Genomic DNA, 20557 nt, shown 5'->3' with positions numbered 1-20557 from the left:
ATACATTGATTACTATAATCACGACAGAATAAAACTAAAACTGAACGGCCTGAGTCCAGTACAATACCGAACTCAAGCCGCTTAATTATATAACCTTTTGTCTAAGGTTTTGGGTTCACTTCATTTACTCCTCTCCTTATCTTTTTATTAAAGCAATGACTTAGAAGTTAGTGTCGTTTCTGAGCATCGTGCTTCTGGTTATATATAGCTTTACTTGCGCTGTTCTGATCCTGTCTTAATTTTTGTCTCTCTTTCTTGGTAATCTTTCCATCTGCCTTGTCTGCCTTCTTTTCCGCCTGTATCTTCTCTTCTCTTTTTTCAAGATGAGCTGTTTCTTTAGGCGTTAATTCTCCGCTAGCTACCCCATTTGCAATACGTTGTTGCTGATTATTTTGCCTGGCATGTACAACAGGAACTGTTGGTTTTCCTTGTGGTGCAGGAGTCTGGGTTTGAGCAGTTATTGATGTAATTAAAAATAAACATGAAACTGCTGAGAGTACGAATCTTTTCATGATCAAAGTTTTCAAATATTCATTTACAATATATGTATTGGATGAAGGAAGAAAGAGAAGGTTTAAAATTTGGGAGATAAAAATTTCCTGGAATGCTTCACATATTTAATGTGGATGTATTGGGGGCAGTTGTATAGCTTGGTTAAACGCAAAAAATCCATAAGTTACTAGCTTATGGATTTTTTGCGATTTTATAAACTCATTGCACCTCGTTGGAGGTGAATAATTATTTAGTTTTAGCTGCTTCTTTTACCCAGCTGTCTTTCAGCGTAACTGTTCTGTTGAAAACGATCTTTTCAGGCGTGCTGTCCGGATCTACACTGAAATAACCCTTACGCATAAACTGGAATCTATCGCCAGGTTTGGCGTTCAGCAGCCCTGGTTCAACGTAGGCATTGGTAATTACCTGCAGTGAATCCTTGTTGATATAGGATTTGAAGTCACCTTCTTCACTGTTAGGGTTTTCTACGTTGAAAAGCCTATCGTATACACGCACTTCAGCAGTAGCTGCATGTGCAGCGCTTACCCAGTGAATAGTACCTTTTACCGTAAGTCCACTGGTATCGCCACCACTCTTGCTTTCAGGGAGATAAGTAGCATAAATGGTGGTGATATTACCATCTGCATCTTTTTCTACGCTTTCTCCTTTGATGATATAAGCGTTTTTCAGACGTACCATCATACCTGGGCCCAGGCGGAAATACTTCTTAGGAGGGTTCTCCATAAAGTCTTCACGCTCGATGTACAGGGTATTGCTGAAATACAGTTTGCGAGTACCTGAATTCGGATCTTCCGGGTTGTTCTCCGCTTCCAATTCTTCTACCAGGTCTTCCGGGTAGTTGGTGATCACGAGTTTTACCGGATCAAGTACCGCCATGGCGCGGTTAGCGGTTCTGTTCAGCTCTTCGCGGATACAGAATTCGAGCAGACTATATTCAATAATATTATCACGTTTCTGGATACCTACACGCTCGCAGAGGTTGCGGATACTTGCCGGCGTATAGCCACGGCGGCGTAAACCGCTGATAGTAGGCATACGTGGGTCATCCCAGCCGTTAACAATACCTTCTTCCACCAGTTGTTTCAGCTTACGCTTACTCATCACGGTGTAGTTGAGGTTCAGGCGTGCAAACTCGTACTGGTGGCTAGGGAAGATGTCTAATTCCTTGATAAACCAATCGTAGAGCGGGCGGTGAGGAATAAATTCCAGTGTACAAACAGAATGTGTAATATTTTCAATGCTATCACTCTGGCCATGGGCGAAGTCGTACATCGGATAGATGCACCATTTATCGCCGGTGCGATGGTGATGCGCATGCTTGATACGGTACATCAGTGGGTCACGCATATGCATGTTAGGAGCTGCCATATCAATTTTGGCGCGGAGCGTTTTTTCTCCGTCTTTGAATTCTCCTTTACGCATACGCTCGAACAAGTCCAGGTTTTCTTCTACAGAACGGCTTCTGGCCGGGCTGTTGGTGCCTGGAGTGGTAGGCGTACCTTTCATGGCAGCAATTTCTTCTGCAGTGGCGTCTTCCACATATGCCAGCCCTTTCTTGATCAACTCTACTGCGTATTGGTACAGTTGTTCAAAATAATCGGAGGCATAGAGTTCTTTCTCCCATTCAAATCCTAACCATTGGATATCTGCTTTAATAGATTCCACATATTCCGTATCCTCGGTTACCGGGTTGGTATCGTCGAAACGGAGGTTAGTTTTACCATTGTATTTCTGGGCCAGGCCGAAGTTGAGACATATCGACTTGGCATGACCTATATGCAGGTAGCCGTTGGGTTCTGGTGGGAAACGTGTAAGCACACGACCTCCTGTGGCCCCACTGGCCAGATCTTCTTCTACTATTTGTTCTAAAAAATTGAGTGACCTTTCTTCGCTCATAAGAATATAAATGTGTCTGCAAATGTAAGGAATAGTGGTTAGCTTTCAGCTATTCATTACCTTTAGGACCTTAATCGATAATAGGTATGGTCAACCCGTTAAATCGCCCCGTACGTGTATTGGTAGCCAAAGTCGGCCTGGATGGGCATGATAGGGGTGCTAAAGTAATTGCGGCCGCGCTCAGAGATGCCGGCATGGAAGTTATTTATACCGGTCTGCGTCAGACCCCCGAAATGGTGGTAAATGCCGCCCTTCAGGAAGATGTGGACGCCATCGGGGTAAGTATACTCTCCGGCGCACATATGACCGTTTTTCCACGTCTGATTGCCCTCATGAAAGAAAAAAATATGGATGATGTATTACTCACCGGTGGTGGTATCATCCCTGAAGAAGATATGAAAAACCTCCAGGAAATGGGCGTTGGCGCACTCTTTCCACCAGGTACCAATACCCAGGATATTGCAACCTATATCTCCAATTGGGTAGCCTCTCACAGGAATTTTTAATAAAATTATCTTGTAGCCGTAACTTTTTGATTGTCGGGTCGTCTTCTGGTTAAATGCATCATTTATACCTTTAAATAAAACCCGCCATTTTATGACGATCAAATCGATACCTGTACTCCTGTTGCTGCTGATATTAGCCACTACCAGCACCTTTGCCCAGGAAAAAAATGATTCAACCGAAAATCGTGAAGCTAACGTTAGTGATAGTACGAAAAGCAAAGTGAAAGAGCCACTCCTGACTATCATATTCGGAAAATATCCTAAGTATCGCAAAGGTGTTTATCGCACCAATGGTGGCGATTTTGGTATTTTATCATTTGCCAACATGACAAATAATGGCGAACATGTTAGAAATATTCCGAGATTTACCGCCTTCTTTAACGTAGGAACCAACTTCAACAAGGATTTCGGACGTAACTTCGGCATCTTCACAGGATTTAATATCAAAAACATCGGCTTGATTTCCAAGCCTAACGATAGCCTTAAACTGAAACAACGTGTTTATACCTTCGGTATCCCGCTGGGCTTCAAAGTGGGCGACCTCCACAGAGGAACTTTCTTCTTCTTTGCTGGTGTAGAAGCCGATCTGGCCTTCAACTACAAAGAAAAACAATTCGTTAACGGCGATAAAGTCCACAAATTCAACGAGTGGTTCAGCGACCGTACTCCGCTCATTATGCCGTCTTTCTTTGCTGGTATGCGTTTCGCCCCATCATTTGGTGTGAAAGTGCAATACTACCCGCAGAACTTCTTCAATAAAGATTATAAAGAAACAGATAAAATTTCCGGCAACGCCGTTTATCCATACAAAAACCTCGACGCTAAGCTATTCTTCGTAACACTCAGCTATAACTTCAATAGCCATGTGTATAAGTATGCGCATAAAAAATCGAATTATGTTCGCTTTAAAAGTGGCAATGCCAAAATGGAAGTAGAATACTAATAACGAGTGCCCTCTACCCCAAAATTTAACCAGCCGGATTTACGGCTGGTTTTTTTATGCCCCGCCGAAAATTCCTTAATATTGGATACACTAAAAAAATGAAGACTCATGTATCAGACAATCAGCACCAAACTGGAAGATAATACGCTTGTTATTACCATCAACCGCCCGGACAAAATGAATGCCCTCAACCAAACTGTGATGGCAGAACTGGCCTTGGCTATAGATGAAATATATAGTAATAAAGATGTTAAGAGTGCCATCATTACTGGTGCTGGCGAGAAAGCATTTGTTGCAGGTGCAGATATTTCAGAGTTTCTTAAACTGTCGCCAAAAGAAGGAGAAGAACTGGCTTCTAAAGGTCATGTAATCTTCCATCGTATAGAAAATTGTCCGAAACCTATTGTAGCAGCCGTAAATGGCTTCGCACTGGGCGGCGGTTGTGAGCTGGCCATGTCCTGCCATTTCCGCATTGCCAGCGAAAATGCCCGCTTCGGACAACCTGAAGTTAACCTGGGCCTGATCCCTGGCTATGGTGGCACCCAGCGCCTTACCCAGCTAATTGGCAAAGGCAAAGCCGCTGAACTGATGATGACCGGCGATATGATAGATGCCGCAAACGCCCTGCAGTGGGGACTTGTAAACCACGTCACCTCATTGGCCGATCTTCTCCCTAAAACTAAATCCCTACTCGCTAAAATCCATACCAAAGCGCCTTTGGCCGTTGCCAGAGTCATTAAATGCGTAAATGCCGCCATCGATAAGGAACAAAATGGCTACGATGTAGAAATCGCGGAATTCGCTGAATGCTTTGCTACACAAGACCTGAAAGAAGGCGCCAGCGCATTTATTGAGAAAAGACAACCGAATTTCAAAGGGGAATAACCTGTAATTAGCTACTTTTGTAGCCTTAAAAGTTTACGCTATGGAATTCAGAATAGAGAAAGACACAATGGGCGAAGTGAAAGTGCCTGCTAATGCTTATTACGGTGCTCAAACACAAAGATCCATTGAAAATTTCAAGATCGCACAGGACATCAACAAGATGCCTAAAGAAATTATCAAAGCTTTTGCTTACCTGAAAAAAGCAGCAGCACTGACTAACTTCCAGGCTGGCGTACTGCCACAGGAAAAAAGCGACCTGATCGGCCGTGTATGTGATGAAATCATGGAAGGTAAACTGGACAACGAATTCCCACTGGTTGTTTGGCAAACAGGCTCCGGTACCCAGTCTAACATGAACGTGAATGAAGTGGTAGCTTACCGCGGTCACGTAATCCATGGCGGACAGCTGACTGATAAAGAGAAATTCCTCCATCCTAACGATGATGTGAATAAATCTCAGTCTTCCAACGATACCTTCCCTACTGCTATGCACATCGCTGCATATAAAATTCTGGTGGAAACTACCATTCCAGGAATCAAAAAACTCCGCGATACCCTCGCTCAGAAAGCAGAGGCTTTCAAGCATATCGTGAAAATCGGTCGTACCCACTTCATGGACGCTACTCCGCTCACGCTGGGTCAGGAAATCAGCGGCTATGTTTCTCAGCTGGATCACGGTCTGAGAGCCATCAACAATACCCTGCCTCACCTGAGCGAACTCGCACTGGGTGGTACTGCAGTAGGTACTGGTATCAACACACCTAAAGGCTACTCTGAAAATGTAGCTAAAAATATTGCTCAACTCACTGGCTTACCTTTCATCACTGCTGAAAATAAATTCGAAGCACTGGCCGCTCACGATGCTATCGTAGAAGCTCACGGCGCACTGAAAACTGTGGCAGTAAGCCTGATGAAAATCGCCAATGATATTCGTATGCTCAGCTCTGGCCCTCGTGCTGGTATTGGCGAAATCCACATCCCAGACAACGAACCAGGTTCTTCTATCATGCCAGGTAAAGTAAACCCTACTCAGTGCGAAGCCCTCACTATGATCGCTGCACAAGTAATGGGTAACGATGTTGCTATCAACATAGGTGGCGCTACCGGTCACTTCGAACTGAACGTGTTCAAGCCTGTAATGATCTATAACTTCCTGCATTCAGCACGCCTGATCGGTGATGGTTGCATAAGCTTCAACGATAAGTGTGCAGAAGGTATCGAGCCTATCGAAGCTAATATCAAAAAACACGTGGAAAACTCTCTGATGCTGGTTACTGCGCTGAATACCAAAATTGGTTACTACAAAGCAGCTGAAATCGCACAGAAAGCCCACAAAGAAGGTACTACTCTGAAAGAAATGGCAGTGAAACTGGGTTATGTAACCCCTGCCGAATTTGATGAGTGGGTAGTGCCTGCACACATGGTTGGCGATATCAAATAAGAGATTTTTTTATCTGTATACAAAGGCGTCCTACTTAGTAGAGACGCCTTTCTTTTTGTTATCTTTAGTATAACTCAATACTAACGGAAATGAATATACTTTTTTATAGTGCCCAACCATATGATATCGCGTATTTTAATAAGGCCAATGCTGCATTTAACTATCATCTCCGTTTCCTTGAATACCCTTTGAATGCTGATAATACAGCCCTCATCAAACCAGAAGAAACCATCATCTGCGCCTTCGTCAATGATCACCTGGATGCCACTATACTCCAACAACTAAAAGAGAAAGGCATTCAACTGATTGCACTCCGTGCTGCCGGGTTTAATAATGTAGACCTGAAAGCCGCCGCAGATCTAGACATTCCGGTAGTTAGGGTTCCGGCCTATTCTCCACATGCCGTAGCAGAACATGCCGTGGCATTATTACTGGGCCTGAACAGAAAGATATATAAAGCGTATAACCGTATCCGTGATAATAATTTCACATTGAACGGACTCGAAGGATTTGACCTGTATGGTAAAACAGTTGGTGTAATCGGTACGGGAAATATTGGCGCGATCTTCTGTAAAATCATGATGGGCTTCGGATGTAAGGTGATCGCCTATGATGTGTTTAACAATAAAGCTTTGGAAGATGCCGGCGTAGAATATGTTTCCATAGAAACAATTTTGAAAAATGCGGACATCATCTCCCTACATTGCCCGCTTACCCCGGAAACCAGGCACCTGGTCAATGTACACACTATTGCACAGATGAAACCTGGAGTATTTCTCTTGAATACAAGCCGTGGTGGCCTGATAGACACGAAAGCGGTTATTGAAGCGCTTAAAAACGGCCATATTGGAGCATTGGCGATCGATGTGTATGAACAAGAAGAGCAACTGTTTTTTCATGACCTCTCTGATGCAATTATCCAGGATGATGTTTGGTCCAGACTGATCACATTCCCTAACGTGGTAATTACTTCTCATCAAGGGTTTTTCACAAGAGAAGCACTCACCCAAATTGCAGAGACAACGTTAAAAAATATTCAGCAGTTTGAGAAAGGAGAAACGCTTACCAATCAAGTGAAAATATAACATCCTCTCCGCTGCATTTAAACTTATAAAAGCAGCCCCCCCGCGCATTAGCGCGGGGGGGCTGCTTAAAAGAAAAAAGTTCTGGCCGAAGGCCAGAACTTCCTAATAATTATTTCTTCTTAAACACATCATCAAACGTCAGTGATAAATAATACAATCCTTTAATCGTCGGTCCACCCACATACTGGAAATATGAAGTATTAAACAGGTTTGAAGCCCCCACTTTAATAGCAGTCTTAATCTTCGGAACACGATAGGTAATCTGCGCATCCACTGTGCTATATGCAGGCACATCACCATTACCAAAGAGGTTCTGCCAGTAGAAGGTATCCTGCCAATGCCATACGATATTAAAACCGAGATTAGGCAATACATTACGATTTCCAAAGCTGATATTGGTAAACCATTCAGGCGTATTGAAACCAGGCACCAGCGCATCATCTTTGGTTTTATCAGTCACCAGTTTATTATAGTTGGCATTGGCACTCACGGTGAATGACTTGTAAATATCATAAGTCACCGCTACTGCAAATCCATAGTTATTAACAGTGGATTTACTGTTGGTCCATACGCGGTAACGGTTTTGTAAACTCTTGTCCAGCATTTGATTCAGCACAGATTGATCAGGTGTATTAACGTTACCACTGGTAGGTACTACTGCCTCTATCTGGCCAATGAAATGCTTGTAAGAACTATAATAACCGTCTACGTCCACAAATAATTTGTTGTTTGCTAATACAGCCTTGTAGCCACCTTCGATGGAATGAATTTCTTCCGGAACGATCGGATCAAGATTAGCAACTTTCAGGATACCTGCATTTTTCGCTGCTGCCTGATCTTTGCTGATATGCTCCGCATTGATGGTTTTATTCACCGCTACACCGAAAGCATCAACAGTGCTGGTCAGGTAAGAATTCTTAAAGTATCCAAGCCCTTGCTCAATGAACGCCAGACCACCCACACGACGTACCTGCCCGTTATTCACAAAAGAATAAGCTTCAAATAATGATGGGAAACGGAAACCATTCTGCCAGGAAATACGGAAATTATGTTTGTCCTTGATGCTGTAAACAGCCGCCACGCGAGGATTCAGCTTACCTTCGAATTGCTCGTTTTTATCATAACGTAAAGAAGCTGTCAATTTCAATGCATCATTAAAGAATGTTTTAGCGCCCTGTACAAAGCCCCCCGCTTTGCCATACCAGATATGCTTTCCGCCTGGTTGGTTACGTTTATCTGCCGGTAAGGAGAAATCGACGAAGTTGTTTCCATCAGGGATAATTTCGTAGGTTCTATAATCTGCACCTACCAATACATCCATGAAATGTACGTATTTACGCAGGTTCCAGGTGCCTTCGGTATGATAGAAACGGCTCATTTGAAGTAATGCGGCACCACCTGTTGTATTGTTCGGATTTTTAGATGTTGGGTAGATATCCCAGTCATTAACACTTTTAATTTTTGCTACCTGTGCATCAAAAGCAGCAGTACCTGGCGTAAACCTGCCGGCATCAGCTGCTGCGCGTGCTGCCGCGTGCGCATCCACTAAGCTGGAACCATTTGTTAACGCAGTGTTCAGTGCTTTAGTGTAATCCGCTGTCCACACCTTATCTGACTTAAATGATTTCTCGAGGTTATCAGCCAATGGGTTCATATTGTAGCTATCGCCAGTATTTTCGATAGATACATAGGAGCGAATGGTAAAATCTGGATGTACTAGTTCGATTTTATGGTTTTCTACAGAAACATTTTTCAGCCCTATACGGTTACCACGCTGGAAAAAGCCATCCATCAGACCGTAGCGATATGCATAGGAAATCTCCATTTTATGTGGCAGACGGAAATTTATACTACCATCTACTTTGGTATTTCTTACCTTATAATCTCCTACCAGATCTTTCTCCCAATAGCCGGTACGATGTACGTTATATGCTCTGCCATCTTTATCAATAATTTGAATATTGGACTGGTCTGCATATTTATTCCAGGCGTCGTTGGCAATGTTATTAGGACCACTCAGCTCAGGGAAATCGGGATTAGCCTTGGATTGCGGGTTGAAGTCATTATGACTATCTGCATACCAGTCGGTGCCTTCCATATAGCTGAAGTTGATTTTCCAGGCAAACCAAGGTGCATAAGACTGTGCATAACGTACAGCCGTCTCCGTTATTGGTTTAGCGCCACCCTGATCACCAATGTGGTTCACGGCAATTTTCTGGTATACGCTAATGCCCTGGTATTCAAAAGGGTTTTTGGTAGTGAGGTTAGACATACCATTGATCGCGTTCATGCCATACAGCGCAGACGAGGCGCCTGGCGTTACTTCTACGCTGGAGATATCCAGCTCCGTAGGTCCGATAGCGTTACCCAGTGGTACGCCGAGCGTGGCAGCCTGGTTATCCACACCATCCACTAATTGCATGAAGCGGAAGTTATTAGGAACGTTGAAACCGCGGGTATTGAATACTTTAAATGTAAGACCTGCAGTGGTCATCTGTACGCCTTTAAGGTTGCCTAATGCATCATAGAAAGTGGAGGAAGGCGTTTCTTTCAGCGCCCTGATATCCAGCTTTTCAATGGCTACCGGCGAGCGGAGCAACTTTTCCTGCTGCCTTGATGCGGATACAACCACTTCATTCACCAATAACGATTGTGTGAATAACTGTATCGCCAGTTTGCTGTTACTATTCTTTACTTCAAACTCCTGCGGCTGATAGCCTATCAGGCGGATGACCAATCTGTAGGGGAATTTAGCGTTGCTTGTCAGTGCAAAATGGCCAGTAGTATCAGTTGCAGTGCCAAATGAAGTTCCTTTTATTTGTACAGAAGCGCCAGGTAAGCCAGCACCATTGGCATCTACAATCTTTCCTTCAATTACATACGACCCGTTCAACTGAGCATGTACGAAGGTTGGACTAAATACCAGCGCTATCAGCAGGTATTTAACCACTATAGGTAAAAACTTTTGCATAAAAATTAGTGCGTTATTAGATTATTGATTGAAAAAAGGGGTAAGGAAAGCCACTATCGGTTGTTTATCAACAACATCGAGAGAGGTGAGTTATATTTGCCATTATTAAAGCCATATAGTCTATAGAATTGGTAGACAAATGTAGGTCGGGAATTTTTTATTTCAAAGCAAAAGACAGGAAATCTCTGAAAATTGCAGCAGCAAAGGCTTAGAGAAAGGTGGGTATTATGGTATTAAGGTATTGATATATAAATGATTCTGGGATTTTTTAAAATCCTGTAAAAAAATCGCTGCAGCCATCTGCCCGAAGGGCGAACTTATATAAAAACAAAAACGACAGCTAAATCAGCTGCCGTTTTGGAATATTTTATCAAAAAGCTATTAAGCGATATGGTCATTTGCTACCGCGTTATTAGCAGGTTTATTAGGCTGCATATGTCTGCCGAAGAAACGCTTCTGGAACAGCAGAATAGCTACCACACCTACAGATATCGCGGCATCAGCCACATTGAATACCGGGCGGAAGAACACAAAATAATCTCCGCCTTTAAATGGAATCCACTTAGGAAGATAGCCTTCATATAATGGGAAGTAAAGCATGTCTACCACACGGCCATGAAGAAATTTGCCATAGCCTCCGCCTGCAGGCAGGAACTGAGCCACTTCATAACCAATACTGTCATTGAAGATCAAACCATAAAACATACTGTCGATCAGGTTTCCAGCAGCTCCGGCCAGAATTAAAGAACCGCAGATCAACAGACCTTTGCTGTATTTCTCTTTTACAAGCTTTTTCATGTAATAGAAACCTATTACTACAGCACCTAATCGGAACAAAGTCAGGAAAATCTTCCCGAATTCGCCACCAAAGGACAGTCCATATGCCATCCCTTCATTTTCAATGAAATGGATACGGAACCAGTTAGGGAATATAATATACTCCTGCTGCATGAACATGTGTGTCTTAATCCAGAATTTGAGCGACTGGTCCACAACCAGTATCAGTAAGACAATAATGATGACGTGACGATACTTCAAGTGATATTAAAATTTTATCAAAAATAATGGTTTATTTCAAAGTCGGAAACCCTGTAAGGGACAAACTATGTTGCAAAATGCTTTATTCCTGGAAATATACCCTTTTGACACGCTGTGAAATTCCTGTTAATATTTCATAAGGAATGGTTTCAGCCCAATCGGACAGCTGTTGTACTGGCAAATCCTGGCCAAATACGATCACTTCATCGCCTTCGGCAACGTCCGGAATATGGGTCACATCCAGCATACACATATCCATCGCCACCACACCTATAACCGGCGCCAGCTTACCACGGATAAGCATGCTACCGCGACTATTCCCCATTTTGCGGCTGTAGCCATCGGCATACCCAATACGCACTGTCGCTGTCACCGCAGGCTTCATCGCCTCCCATTTACGGCCATAACCAACAGTATCACCTGCATCCAGGTGCTTCAGCTGCGCAATCGTAGTTTTTAATGTACTCACATTTCTCAACTGATCTTGTACATCCCTGCTGCTGTCTATACCATACATGCCAATGCCCAAACGCACCATATCCAACTGTAACTCCGGATGACGCGCAATAGCCGCACTATTGCTGATATGACGAATAACCGCATATCCCAATGCCTTTTGTAACTCATGGCTCATCTCAAAGAAAAGACGACCCTGCTGCTGCGTAAAAGTATCTTGGGCCGGATCTTCACTGGCGGCAAGATGACTAAACACCGATTGCACCTTCAGCTGCTGACCAGCTATTAACACCTGTATCAGCTCCGGTATATCTTTCTTTACAAATCCAAGTCTGTGCATGCCGGTATCCAGCTTGATATGCACAGGGAACTCTGTTTTTCCTGCTGCATTCACTTCTTCCAGGAATTGCATCAAGATGCCCATAGAATAAATCTCTGGTTCCAGGTTCCAGTGAAGAATGGCGTCAAAGCTGGCTGGCTCAGGGTTCATCACCATAATAGGCATAGTAATGCCTGATCTGCGGAGCTCCACTCCTTCATCTGCGTAAGCTACCGTCAGGTAATCTACTCCATGAAACTGAAGCAGGTTGGCAATTTCAAAACTTCCGCTACCATAGCTGAATGCCTTCACCATAGCCATTACTTTGGTGTCTGGCTTCAACAGAGACTGATAATATTTTACATTCTGGGCAATAGCACTCAGATTTATCTCCAGGATTGTCTGGTGTGCTTTCTGCTCCAGTAGTTTACCAATTCGCTCAAATTCAAATATGCGGGAACCTTTTACCAGTATGGTTTCGTACTGGAATTGGTCGGCGCTGAATTGCTGAATGAATTCATCCGTGGTGTTAAAGAACTGAGATTTCAATTCTTCTACTTGTTGAAAACTCTTCTTCTCTCTGCTGATATTTTTACCAATACCAATCAGCTTATTGATACCATTTTGCTTAAGCAGTCCTGCTACTTCTTCATAAAGCGTAGCATCGCTTTTACCACTTTGCAGAATATCACTGAGGATAACAGTGCGGATCTGATGTTGCTGCTGTTGCTGAAGGAAGTCCAAGGCTATGGTCAAAGAGCCGAGGTCCAGGTTATAACTGTCGTTGATAACCGAGCAGTTGTTGATGCCTTGCTTAAGTTCCAGTCGCATTGCGATGTTGCTCAGCAAGTCCATACGTTGTTGAATAACCTCTTGTTCCTTGCCTAGGTAGAGCATCAGGGCCCAGCAATGAATGGCGTTTTCAACAGAACCTTCGTCCGTAAAAGGAATACGGATATTCAGGTGCTCCCCTTTATACAAAGCTTCGATGGTGGTATGGTAATCCTGTTTTTCTGTGCTTAGGATACGTAGATCAGCATCTGTTTTTCTGGACCAGGAAAACAGCTCTGGGCCTTCTTCTCCCATTTGGTTATGGAAAGAAAGTACACATTCATTTAGTACCAGGTAATCTTTAGAATAAATCAGAATATCGCTCTTCATGAAGAGGATCAGCTTCTCATTTATTTTCTGACGTATATTCAGAAACCCTTCGCTATGTGCTTCTCCGATATTGGTGAAGATACCGATATTAGGACGGATGATCTTTTCCAGGTTAACCATTTCTCCTGGCTGGGAGATGCCGGCTTCAAAGATAGCCAGCTGGTGTTCGGGTTGCATCTGCCATACAGATAATGGCACCCCGATCTGTGAGTTGTAACTTTTAGGGCTGCGTACAATGTTATAATCCTTTTCCAACAGTTGGAAAAGCCACTCTTTCACGATGGTTTTACCATTACTTCCTGTAATCCCTATCACTGGGATGTGGAACTGTGCCCGGTGCCAGGCTACTAATGCGTGTAACGCATGCAGTGTGTCTTTCACCAGTATAAAGTTGGCTTTGGGATATTTCTCCAATGGCACGGCCTCACTGATAATAAAGTTGCTGACTCCTTTTTTGTACAGTTCATCAATGTACTGATGAGCGTTACGCCTGGTGCTCACCAAAGGAATAAATAAGGATGTTTCCGGAAATATCAGCTTACGGCTATCCAATAAGATGTTTTCTATTTCTGAAAATCCTGTCTCCTGCAACAACTCTCCTTTCAGGACTTTGTTGATACTCGCTGCGTTATACACGTTTTTATCAGTTTGAATAATCACTTGACGGCTACAAAACGTATTTCGCAGCTGCCTTTTACTTCACTTGTCCTTTCGGTAATTCTTTCTTTTTGTGGTAAAGGGAATAAAGAATAGAACCACCCAGACATACTACAATCACGATCAGTGATACGTATACTGGTATATGTATAAAATACTCTGCGAGCATTTTAAGGCCAATGAAAATTAATACTGTGGCAATACCCTTAGGCAGATAATCGAATTGATCTACTGCTCCTCTCAGGAGGAAAAATAAGGACCTTAATCCAAGTACGGCAAAAATATTAGATGTAAACACTACCATCGGGTCCTGTGATATCGCAAATACTGCCGGAATAGAATCCAATGCAAATACAATATCAGTAACCGCCAGCATCACAACCACAACAGACAGTGTGGTAAGGTAGGTCTTATTATTTCGCTTGATCAGAAATCTCCCTTGCGGATCTTCTGTTGTCCAACGCATGTACTTCTTGATGAACCGTAACGCAAAATTATCCTCCGGATTAAATTCATCGTCATCCTTCGCGCTGAACATCTTCACACCTGTATATACCAGGAATACCCCGAAGATATAGAGAATCCACTCAAATTTATGAATCAAAACAACACCAAGACTAATAAATATCGCTCTGAAAATAATTGCCATCAGGATACCTATCAGTAAAACTCTGGCATAATTCTCTTCTTTAATTTTAAAAAATCCAAATATGAGAATGAATACAAAAATATTATCGATCGATAACGACCACTCCATCAGGTAGGCGCTCAAGTAGCTAATCGCCGCCTCATGGCCATCTTCCATCCACATAAAACCGAAAAAGAGCATAGACAATCCTACCCAGAAGCATGTTTGAATCAAGGCTTTCTTGATGGTCACTTGTTCATTTTTCTTACTAAGTAACCCCAGATCAAATACCAGTGCTACTATGATTACAATCCCGAAAATAAGGTACGTCCACTGTGTGGGTGTCATGAGACAGTTGAATTATGTGAAAGGCAAAGATAGTAAGTTAAGCGGGATCTATTCAGCGAACCTCCGCTGACGGATAAACAGAAAGACCATCGCAAACAGCAGGATCAATCCTACTGGAACTGCAAAGCAGATAAATTGCCATTTGGTCTTTTCTTTTTTCACCTTTTCTGCATCCAGCAAACGTAACGTTATTTCCTTATTACGACTTTCCATAATACCCTGTCTGCCCGTTAAGTATTCCAGACAGTTCAGCATGAACTCCTTATTGGCAAAGGCATAGCCAGGATTATATTCATTGATACCCATTTGTAATGGACCATCTTTTCTGGAAATGGCGTTCGCGATCAGATCGCCATCACTCACTACAATCATAGCATTGGCCTTATCGGTTTCTGCTTTCACCGGCGTGTGGGAAGCCTGTTCTAAAGGCCCTGCCACAGCTGGATCTACGTGATTATGATATAAAGAGGTGAACTTCCCTTCCAGCAATACTGCAGCAGGAATAAATGATTTGCGGTATTCGCGTGTATTTGGCTGTACTTTCAGGCTCGTCCAGCTGATCTCTGCCGGCACACGCATGGTTTTACTTGTACGTGAACTGGTCAGTAATATAGTTTTCTTAATATTTTCATTTCTGATCGTATCCAATGAACTGGAGAAATGGCTTAGCACCAAGTCCATATTACGTACAATAGGATGAGCGCCGGTAGGGTTCAGCAACGGAAACATCGGAAATGGCAAAGGCTGTATCTGTGGTCTGTTGCCTACATTCCCTACTACGAGTGGTACTGCATCACATTGCAAATCCTGGATAATATCCTGGTTAATGCGCACGCCATAGCGGAATAACAAGTCCTCTAGGTTTAGGCCACGATCAAAAGCAAGAAAGGATTCTTTTTTCTGGAGACTATCCAGTGATGCATTGGTTTCATCAATAAACCACATCACTTTTCCGCCATTCATGACATATTGATCAATTTTGAATTTGTCTGCATCGCTGAAAGCCGCTGCCGGCTTAGCAAACAGGATTACGTCAAAATCTCTTGGAATATAAGGAGTGGTTTGAATCGTGAGGGTATCTAAATTATAATTGCTTTGCAGCGTTGTAAGTGCATCATAAACTTCTGCGCCTAAGCTTTCGCCATGGCCCATCATATAGCCAATCAGCGGCTTTTCTGCTTCCTGTAATTTGCTGATTGCACTGGCAAACTGATATTCTAACAGCGATTCAGAGCTGTTCATCGTTTGCATAGGGTCTTGTCCACCTTGATTTTTTAGGAGATTGATGCCTGTTTTTTTGTCTTTATAATGCAGCATAGCACCCGGGAATATGAGCTTTTCGGCATAGCCGTCATGGGCATCTTCCTGTACTTTCATGTTAAACGGCATGATCCCCTGTGCGGTAAGTTCGCCCAGGAATTTCATACGGGCAGAATCGCTCAGTCCCTGACCAGGATTCACAAAGGTGAAACGGATGTTCTGTTTTCCATATTCACGGAATTCTTCCAAAAGCTCCTGAGTGGCCTGTGCCAGCTGTTTAAAAGAGGCCGGGTAGTCGCCTTTCAGGTATACTTCTATTTCTATCGGACTATCCAGTTTCTTTAATAGCTGAATGGTATTATTTGAAAGTGTATATCTTTTTTCGGCGGTGAGGTCCCAGCGGCCGTGAATATAGGCTGCTGCTATGTTTACCCCAATAAGAACCAGTATAACACCTATTGCCCGCTGGAAATATTTTTTTCGTATAGTCGTTGCCATGAGTTCCTTATCCGTTTTGCCAGAGTTTTCGTTGGAGAGATAGTTTAGTCAGATACAGCATCAGCCCGGTGATACTCAGGAAGTATACCACATCTCTGCTGTCGATAACGCCACGACTGATAGACACGTAGTGGAATTTAATACCTGCCATTTGTAGGTAATAATCTGCGCCACCGCTGAATGCAGGGATTTTACTGATAGCATCAAATCCGTTGTAGAAAATGAAGCTGGTGAAAATTGCAATGAGGAAAGCCACCATGGCATTAGCTGTCAGGGAAGAAGCCCAAACACCTACGGCGGTGAAAGTAGCTCCCAGCAGCAATAGCCCAATGTAGGAACCTATGATGCCGCCATTGTCCAGTAGTAGCGGATTTACGCTCAACTGTCGTATGGCGAAATAATAAATAATGGTAGGGAACAGGGAAATAGCCACAATAAGCAGTGAGCTAAAGAATTTCCCGAGTACGATTTGCCAGCCTCCCAGCGGCTTGGTACTGAGTAGTTCCATAGTGCCGGTTTTGAATTCATCGGCAAAACTGCGCATCGTAATGGCAGGAATCAATAACAGATATAACAGTGGTGCGAGGTCGAAGAGCGGGTCCAGGTTTGCATAGCCGGTATCCAGCAGGCTGGTATCCGGGAATACAAACAGAAAAAGCCCGTTTGCCAGTAAAAACAGTATAATGGCCACATAGCCGGTTACGCCGCTGAAAAACTGGTTTATCTCTTTCTTAAAGATGGCTAGCATGAATAGTAATTAGTAAAGATGCAAATATATAGTTATTAGATATTGGTTATAGCTGAATTATTATTGTGTAAATGACCTGAATTTGTTCAGAAAGAATAACACAATTGACTATATGCCATGTTTATAGGCTTCCCATGCAGGACTGATTGCACGCATCTCCAGTACAGCCTTGGTGATGGTATCAATAGTATAGTCGATTTCGGCCATAGTGGTAAATCTACCTACCCCCATTCTGAGGGCATTCCTGGCGAGCATGTCGTTGAGGCCCATAGCCATCAGCACATAGCTGGGCTCCATGGAGGCGGAAGTACAGGCTGATCCTGAGCTGAGTGCAATCTGTTTGGCAAAACTCATGATCAACGTTTGTCCTTCAAGGTAATTTAGGGAGATGTTGACCGTGTGCGGTAAGCGTGGAGCACCGTCACCATTGAGTTTTACCGCTTCTAACTGCAGGAGGCCTTGTTCTAGTTTGTCGCGCAATGCGGACAGGCGAGGCGCTTCGCTGTGCATTTCTTCGCTACAAATTTCACATGCTTTCCCGAAACCCGCTATGCCAGGCACGTTTAACGTTCCTGAACGCATGCCCCTTTCATGACCACCACCATCAATTTGTGCTGCGAGTCGTACCCTCGGCGATTTACGCCTTACATATAAGGCCCCTACGCCTTTAGGGCCATAGAACTTATGAGCGCTAAATAACATTAGGTCTATTTCATCCTCCAAAACATTCACAGGAATCTTGCCTACCGCCTGGGTAGCATCACAGCAAAAAATTACATTATGTTTTTTTGCTATGTGGCCAATCTCCCTTACCGGCTGAATAACACCTGTTTCGTTATTGGCATACATGATAGCAATAAGAATGGTTTGTGGCGTGATCGCAGCTTCTAATGCTTCCAGGGAAATAAGCCCCTGTTCGTTGACAGGAAGCCAGGTAACTTTGGCACCTTTCTTTTCCAGGTGCAGGCAGGTATCTACTACCGCCTTATGTTCAGTAACGCAGGTGATGATATGGTTGCCGCTACCAGCATACATTTCATAAACACCTTTTATGGCAAGGTTAGCCGCTTCTGTGGCGCCAGAGGTAAAAACAACTTCCTGTTTTACGGCGCCTATCAGATGTGCTACCTGTTCCCTGGCAAAATCTACAGCTTCCTCCGCGACCCATCCAAATGGATGGCTCCTGCTGGCTGCATTACCATATTGTGTGGTAAAATAGGGCAGCATAGTTTCGAGTACTCTCGGATCTACAGCAGTGGTGGCATTATTGTCTAGATATATCGGGAATTGTAGCATCAAACAAAATTACGACCTTTAAAAAAATTAGTTCCATGCTCAAGGTAGAACATATCGGTATTGCAGTCAAATCATTAGAGACGTCTATTCCACTTTTCGAAAAATTATTAAATACGAATTGTTATAAACAGGAAGAGGTAGTCAGTGAAAACGTGATTACGGCTTTTTTTCAGCAGGGAGAAAGTAAAATTGAGCTGTTAGAGGCTACTGCGCCAGAAAGCGCTATTGCCAAATTCCTGGACAAAAAAGGAGAAGGTATGCATCACATCGCTTTTGAGGTCGCCGATATACATGCAGAAATGAAAAGGTTAGCATCAGAAGGCTTCGTTTTACTGAATGAAACCCCAAAAAAAGGAGCCGATAATAAGCTGATATGCTTTGTGCATCCGAAAAACACGAATGGCGTGCTGATAGAGATCTGCCAGGAGATTCGCTAAAAGACTTATTTCAGATAGCTTAAATATTTAAAAAATATTTAATTATAATTTTTTTTATTTTTTTTCCATTTTAGCAATCCAAAATATTTAAGGGCTCGTAAGTTATAGTACAACCCTTCCGGAACGGGCGCTGTTAAAACCAAAAAAAAATTTCAAAATAACTGAACAAAAGTATTTTCAATCACGTTATCTATATAAACACACAAAAACAATAACACATTTACATAACGATATTAGAGCTTAAAATGCAGCTCAGTCTGTTTAAGTTCTTAACGATTACTCTAAAGTTGGCATAGGTTATGAACACCTGCGGGTTTTTTAGCTTGCAGGTCTTTTTTTTTATCTAATAGGCAAAAGCCAACCGAATTTGTGAGATAGGTTTTTTCAATACAATACTTTTAATTAACGCTTTATTTTTCCATTGAATTGTGCCGTGCGTTATATTTTTAGTTACATAATATATAAAGCGCAAAGTGACTTTCGTCTTAGTTAATTACAATTAGAAATAGAGCTTGACATAATCAAAAACAGAAGCCGATTCTTATGAGTCGGCTTTCTTCGTATACAAATACCCATAATTATAGTACGTTCTGTATTATTCTAAACTTCCCTCTATATAGTTAGTTACCCATCAACTCACAACCAGAAAAATTTATAGTAACTTAAACTCATTGTTTGATTAATCCTAAATATTGAAAAATGAAAAACCAAAGAATTATTATCTCTCGCGGAGACGTGTCAATAAAGGTATTGGTAAAGATCCTGATTTAATAGAGGATCAAAATGGTATCATAACCTATAAATATGCGGTTGATGGCGTGGAAAGAATATGGGAAATAAGCTGGAAACAAATTAATGATGCCTATGCGAAAGCCCTGAGAGAATATGGAAAGAAACTATAATCACATCTATGCAAAAATCATAGAAGGGAATGACGATTTGGTAGGCCCTATTGCTTATTCGCTTTACAAAAAAAGTAAAATAGAATATATTGAAAGACAAAAAGATATTGAAAGACAAAAAGATATTGAAAGACAAAAAGATATTGGAAAAAATCCTACTGATTCTGATTTAATTCCTTTCCATGATTTTTCTTCTTCTGATAGTGCCCTTGAAAGTTACAGAGTGAAAGCTGAATCAATAGTTCACAACTTTATCGGCAAAATGCTTATTGAAGAAGTAGATTATCAAAGAAAACTGGCCATCCAACAACAGGCGGAAATACTTAAAAACGTTATAAAGCCCTTCAGCACTTCTTTTGGGACAAACGTTTTAGCCGGTGTAATTGCCTCTTTCTTATTCACACTGATGCTTGCATTATTGTTTTTTATCAAAACTTTTGGTGACCTAAATATCAGCTTAAGATTTGAACAGAAAACAGCTACTGCAAATACGCCGCAACAAAAATAAGCTTTAACTTTTTTTATATCTCACCATCTTAAAAATCAAAAAGTCAAACCTATTATAGGTT

At 42.5% G+C, this 20557-nt stretch carries 18 protein-coding genes; 9 read left to right on the top strand and 9 right to left on the bottom strand.

The genetic code is table 11. From position 1 onward, the window contains the following. A partial coding sequence (locus tag ACE38W_RS09650; protein WP_375830417.1) for an IS3 family transposase occupies positions 1-85 on the top strand: 85 nt, incomplete at its 5' end. Positions 86-167: 82 nt separating this feature from the next. Here the strand turns inward: ACE38W_RS09650 and ACE38W_RS09645 are convergent. Both ACE38W_RS09645 and ACE38W_RS09640 read right to left on the bottom strand, forming a co-directional pair. Beyond that, positions 168-512 (bottom strand): hypothetical protein, encoded by a 345-nt coding sequence (locus ACE38W_RS09645; RefSeq protein ID WP_375830412.1) that lies wholly within the window; start codon positions 510-512, stop codon positions 168-170. A gap of 226 nt (positions 513-738) precedes the next feature. Beyond that, entirely contained in the window at positions 739-2409 is a 1671-nt protein-coding gene (locus ACE38W_RS09640; RefSeq protein WP_375830411.1) for a glutamine--tRNA ligase/YqeY domain fusion protein, read from the bottom strand. Positions 2410-2495: 86 nt separating this feature from the next. On the opposite strand from ACE38W_RS09640, the gene ACE38W_RS09635 reads away from it, so the two are divergent. The 5 genes from ACE38W_RS09635 (at position 2496) to ACE38W_RS09615 (ending at position 7269) form a co-directional block, all read left to right on the top strand. Further along, positions 2496-2915 carry a cobalamin B12-binding domain-containing protein gene (locus ACE38W_RS09635; protein ID WP_375830409.1) on the top strand — a complete coding sequence of 140 codons (420 nt, stop codon included), beginning with the start codon at positions 2496-2498 and terminating at the stop codon, positions 2913-2915. 91 nt (positions 2916-3006) lie between these two features. Beyond that, on the top strand, positions 3007-3858 hold the full coding sequence (locus tag ACE38W_RS09630; RefSeq protein ID WP_375830407.1) for a hypothetical protein: 852 nt from the start codon (positions 3007-3009) through the stop codon (positions 3856-3858). A 108-nt stretch (positions 3859-3966) separates the two neighbouring features. Continuing rightward, positions 3967-4743, top strand: a complete 777-nt coding sequence (locus ACE38W_RS09625; RefSeq protein ID WP_375830406.1) for an enoyl-CoA hydratase/isomerase family protein — start codon at positions 3967-3969, stop codon at positions 4741-4743. Positions 4744-4783: 40 nt separating this feature from the next. Next, on the top strand, positions 4784-6184 hold the full coding sequence (fumC, locus tag ACE38W_RS09620) for a class II fumarate hydratase (RefSeq protein WP_375830404.1): 1401 nt from the start codon (positions 4784-4786) through the stop codon (positions 6182-6184). A gap of 89 nt (positions 6185-6273) precedes the next feature. After that, on the top strand, positions 6274-7269 hold the full coding sequence (locus ACE38W_RS09615) for a 2-hydroxyacid dehydrogenase (protein WP_375830402.1): 996 nt from the start codon (positions 6274-6276) through the stop codon (positions 7267-7269). 109 nt (positions 7270-7378) lie between these two features. On the opposite strand, the gene ACE38W_RS09610 is transcribed toward ACE38W_RS09615, so the two are convergent. From ACE38W_RS09610 to ACE38W_RS09580, 7 genes are all read right to left on the bottom strand, one after another. Next, on the bottom strand, positions 7379-10240 hold the full coding sequence (locus tag ACE38W_RS09610; RefSeq protein ID WP_375830400.1) for a TonB-dependent receptor: 2862 nt from the start codon (positions 10238-10240) through the stop codon (positions 7379-7381). A gap of 381 nt (positions 10241-10621) precedes the next feature. Beyond that, on the bottom strand, positions 10622-11278 hold the full coding sequence (locus ACE38W_RS09605; protein WP_375830398.1) for a lipoprotein signal peptidase: 657 nt from the start codon (positions 11276-11278) through the stop codon (positions 10622-10624). A gap of 82 nt (positions 11279-11360) precedes the next feature. Continuing rightward, positions 11361-13850, bottom strand: a complete 2490-nt coding sequence (locus tag ACE38W_RS09600) for a bifunctional UDP-N-acetylmuramoyl-tripeptide:D-alanyl-D-alanine ligase/alanine racemase (protein ID WP_375830396.1) — start codon at positions 13848-13850, stop codon at positions 11361-11363. A 58-nt stretch (positions 13851-13908) separates the two neighbouring features. Then, positions 13909-14847 carry a TerC/Alx family metal homeostasis membrane protein gene (locus ACE38W_RS09595; RefSeq protein WP_375830394.1) on the bottom strand — a complete coding sequence of 313 codons (939 nt, stop codon included), beginning with the start codon at positions 14845-14847 and terminating at the stop codon, positions 13909-13911. Positions 14848-14895: 48 nt separating this feature from the next. Beyond that, positions 14896-16605: a gliding motility-associated ABC transporter substrate-binding protein GldG gene (gene gldG, locus ACE38W_RS09590; RefSeq protein ID WP_375830392.1), complete on the bottom strand. Its 1710-nt coding sequence runs from the start codon at positions 16603-16605 to the stop codon at positions 14896-14898. Between the two features lie 7 nt (positions 16606-16612). After that, positions 16613-17353: a gliding motility-associated ABC transporter permease subunit GldF gene (gene gldF, locus ACE38W_RS09585; RefSeq protein WP_375830391.1), complete on the bottom strand. Its 741-nt coding sequence runs from the start codon at positions 17351-17353 to the stop codon at positions 16613-16615. Between the two features lie 108 nt (positions 17354-17461). Next, positions 17462-18649: an IscS subfamily cysteine desulfurase gene (locus tag ACE38W_RS09580; RefSeq protein WP_375830390.1), complete on the bottom strand. Its 1188-nt coding sequence runs from the start codon at positions 18647-18649 to the stop codon at positions 17462-17464. 35 nt (positions 18650-18684) lie between these two features. Here ACE38W_RS09580 and mce point away from each other — a divergent pair, with 35 nt between their 5' ends. From mce to ACE38W_RS09565, 3 genes are all read left to right on the top strand, one after another. Beyond that, positions 18685-19086, top strand: a complete 402-nt coding sequence (mce, locus tag ACE38W_RS09575; RefSeq protein WP_375830389.1) for a methylmalonyl-CoA epimerase — start codon at positions 18685-18687, stop codon at positions 19084-19086. Between the two features lie 692 nt (positions 19087-19778). Further along, positions 19779-19988 (top strand): hypothetical protein, encoded by a 210-nt coding sequence (locus ACE38W_RS09570; RefSeq protein ID WP_375830387.1) that lies wholly within the window; start codon positions 19779-19781, stop codon positions 19986-19988. Further along, the gene (locus tag ACE38W_RS09565; RefSeq protein WP_375830385.1) at positions 19972-20496 is read left to right on the top strand and encodes a hypothetical protein; all 525 of its coding nucleotides are present in this window, start codon (positions 19972-19974) and stop codon (positions 20494-20496) included. The genes ACE38W_RS09570 and ACE38W_RS09565 overlap by 17 nt, the downstream gene beginning before the upstream one ends. Positions 20497-20557: the final 61 nt, after the last annotated feature.

The organism is Chitinophaga sp. Hz27, assembly GCF_042263525.1.
Lineage (GTDB): Bacteria > Bacteroidota > Bacteroidia > Chitinophagales > Chitinophagaceae > Chitinophaga.
The sequence above is the reverse complement of the archived record's forward strand: the minus strand, read 5'-3'. Positions and strand labels throughout refer to the sequence as shown.

Coding starts and splice junctions, on each gene's coding strand:
- ACE38W_RS09595 (WP_375830394.1), bottom strand. CDS start 14,847: ATGACACCCACACAGTGGACGTACCTTATTTTCGGGATTGTAATCATA.
- gldG (WP_375830392.1), bottom strand. CDS start 16,605: ATGGCAACGACTATACGAAAAAAATATTTCCAGCGGGCAATAGGTGTT.
- gldF (WP_375830391.1), bottom strand. CDS start 17,353: ATGCTAGCCATCTTTAAGAAAGAGATAAACCAGTTTTTCAGCGGCGTA.
- mce (WP_375830389.1), top strand. CDS start 18,685: ATGCTCAAGGTAGAACATATCGGTATTGCAGTCAAATCATTAGAGACG.
- ACE38W_RS09635 (WP_375830409.1), top strand. CDS start 2,496: ATGGTCAACCCGTTAAATCGCCCCGTACGTGTATTGGTAGCCAAAGTC.
- ACE38W_RS09625 (WP_375830406.1), top strand. CDS start 3,967: ATGTATCAGACAATCAGCACCAAACTGGAAGATAATACGCTTGTTATT.
- ACE38W_RS09645 (WP_375830412.1), bottom strand. CDS start 512: ATGAAAAGATTCGTACTCTCAGCAGTTTCATGTTTATTTTTAATTACA.
- fumC (WP_375830404.1), top strand. CDS start 4,784: ATGGAATTCAGAATAGAGAAAGACACAATGGGCGAAGTGAAAGTGCCT.
- ACE38W_RS09630 (WP_375830407.1), top strand. CDS start 3,007: ATGACGATCAAATCGATACCTGTACTCCTGTTGCTGCTGATATTAGCC.
- ACE38W_RS09565 (WP_375830385.1), top strand. CDS start 19,972: ATGGAAAGAAACTATAATCACATCTATGCAAAAATCATAGAAGGGAAT.
- ACE38W_RS09610 (WP_375830400.1), bottom strand. CDS start 10,240: ATGCAAAAGTTTTTACCTATAGTGGTTAAATACCTGCTGATAGCGCTG.
- ACE38W_RS09580 (WP_375830390.1), bottom strand. CDS start 18,649: ATGCTACAATTCCCGATATATCTAGACAATAATGCCACCACTGCTGTA.
- ACE38W_RS09615 (WP_375830402.1), top strand. CDS start 6,274: ATGAATATACTTTTTTATAGTGCCCAACCATATGATATCGCGTATTTT.
- ACE38W_RS09640 (WP_375830411.1), bottom strand. CDS start 2,409: ATGAGCGAAGAAAGGTCACTCAATTTTTTAGAACAAATAGTAGAAGAA.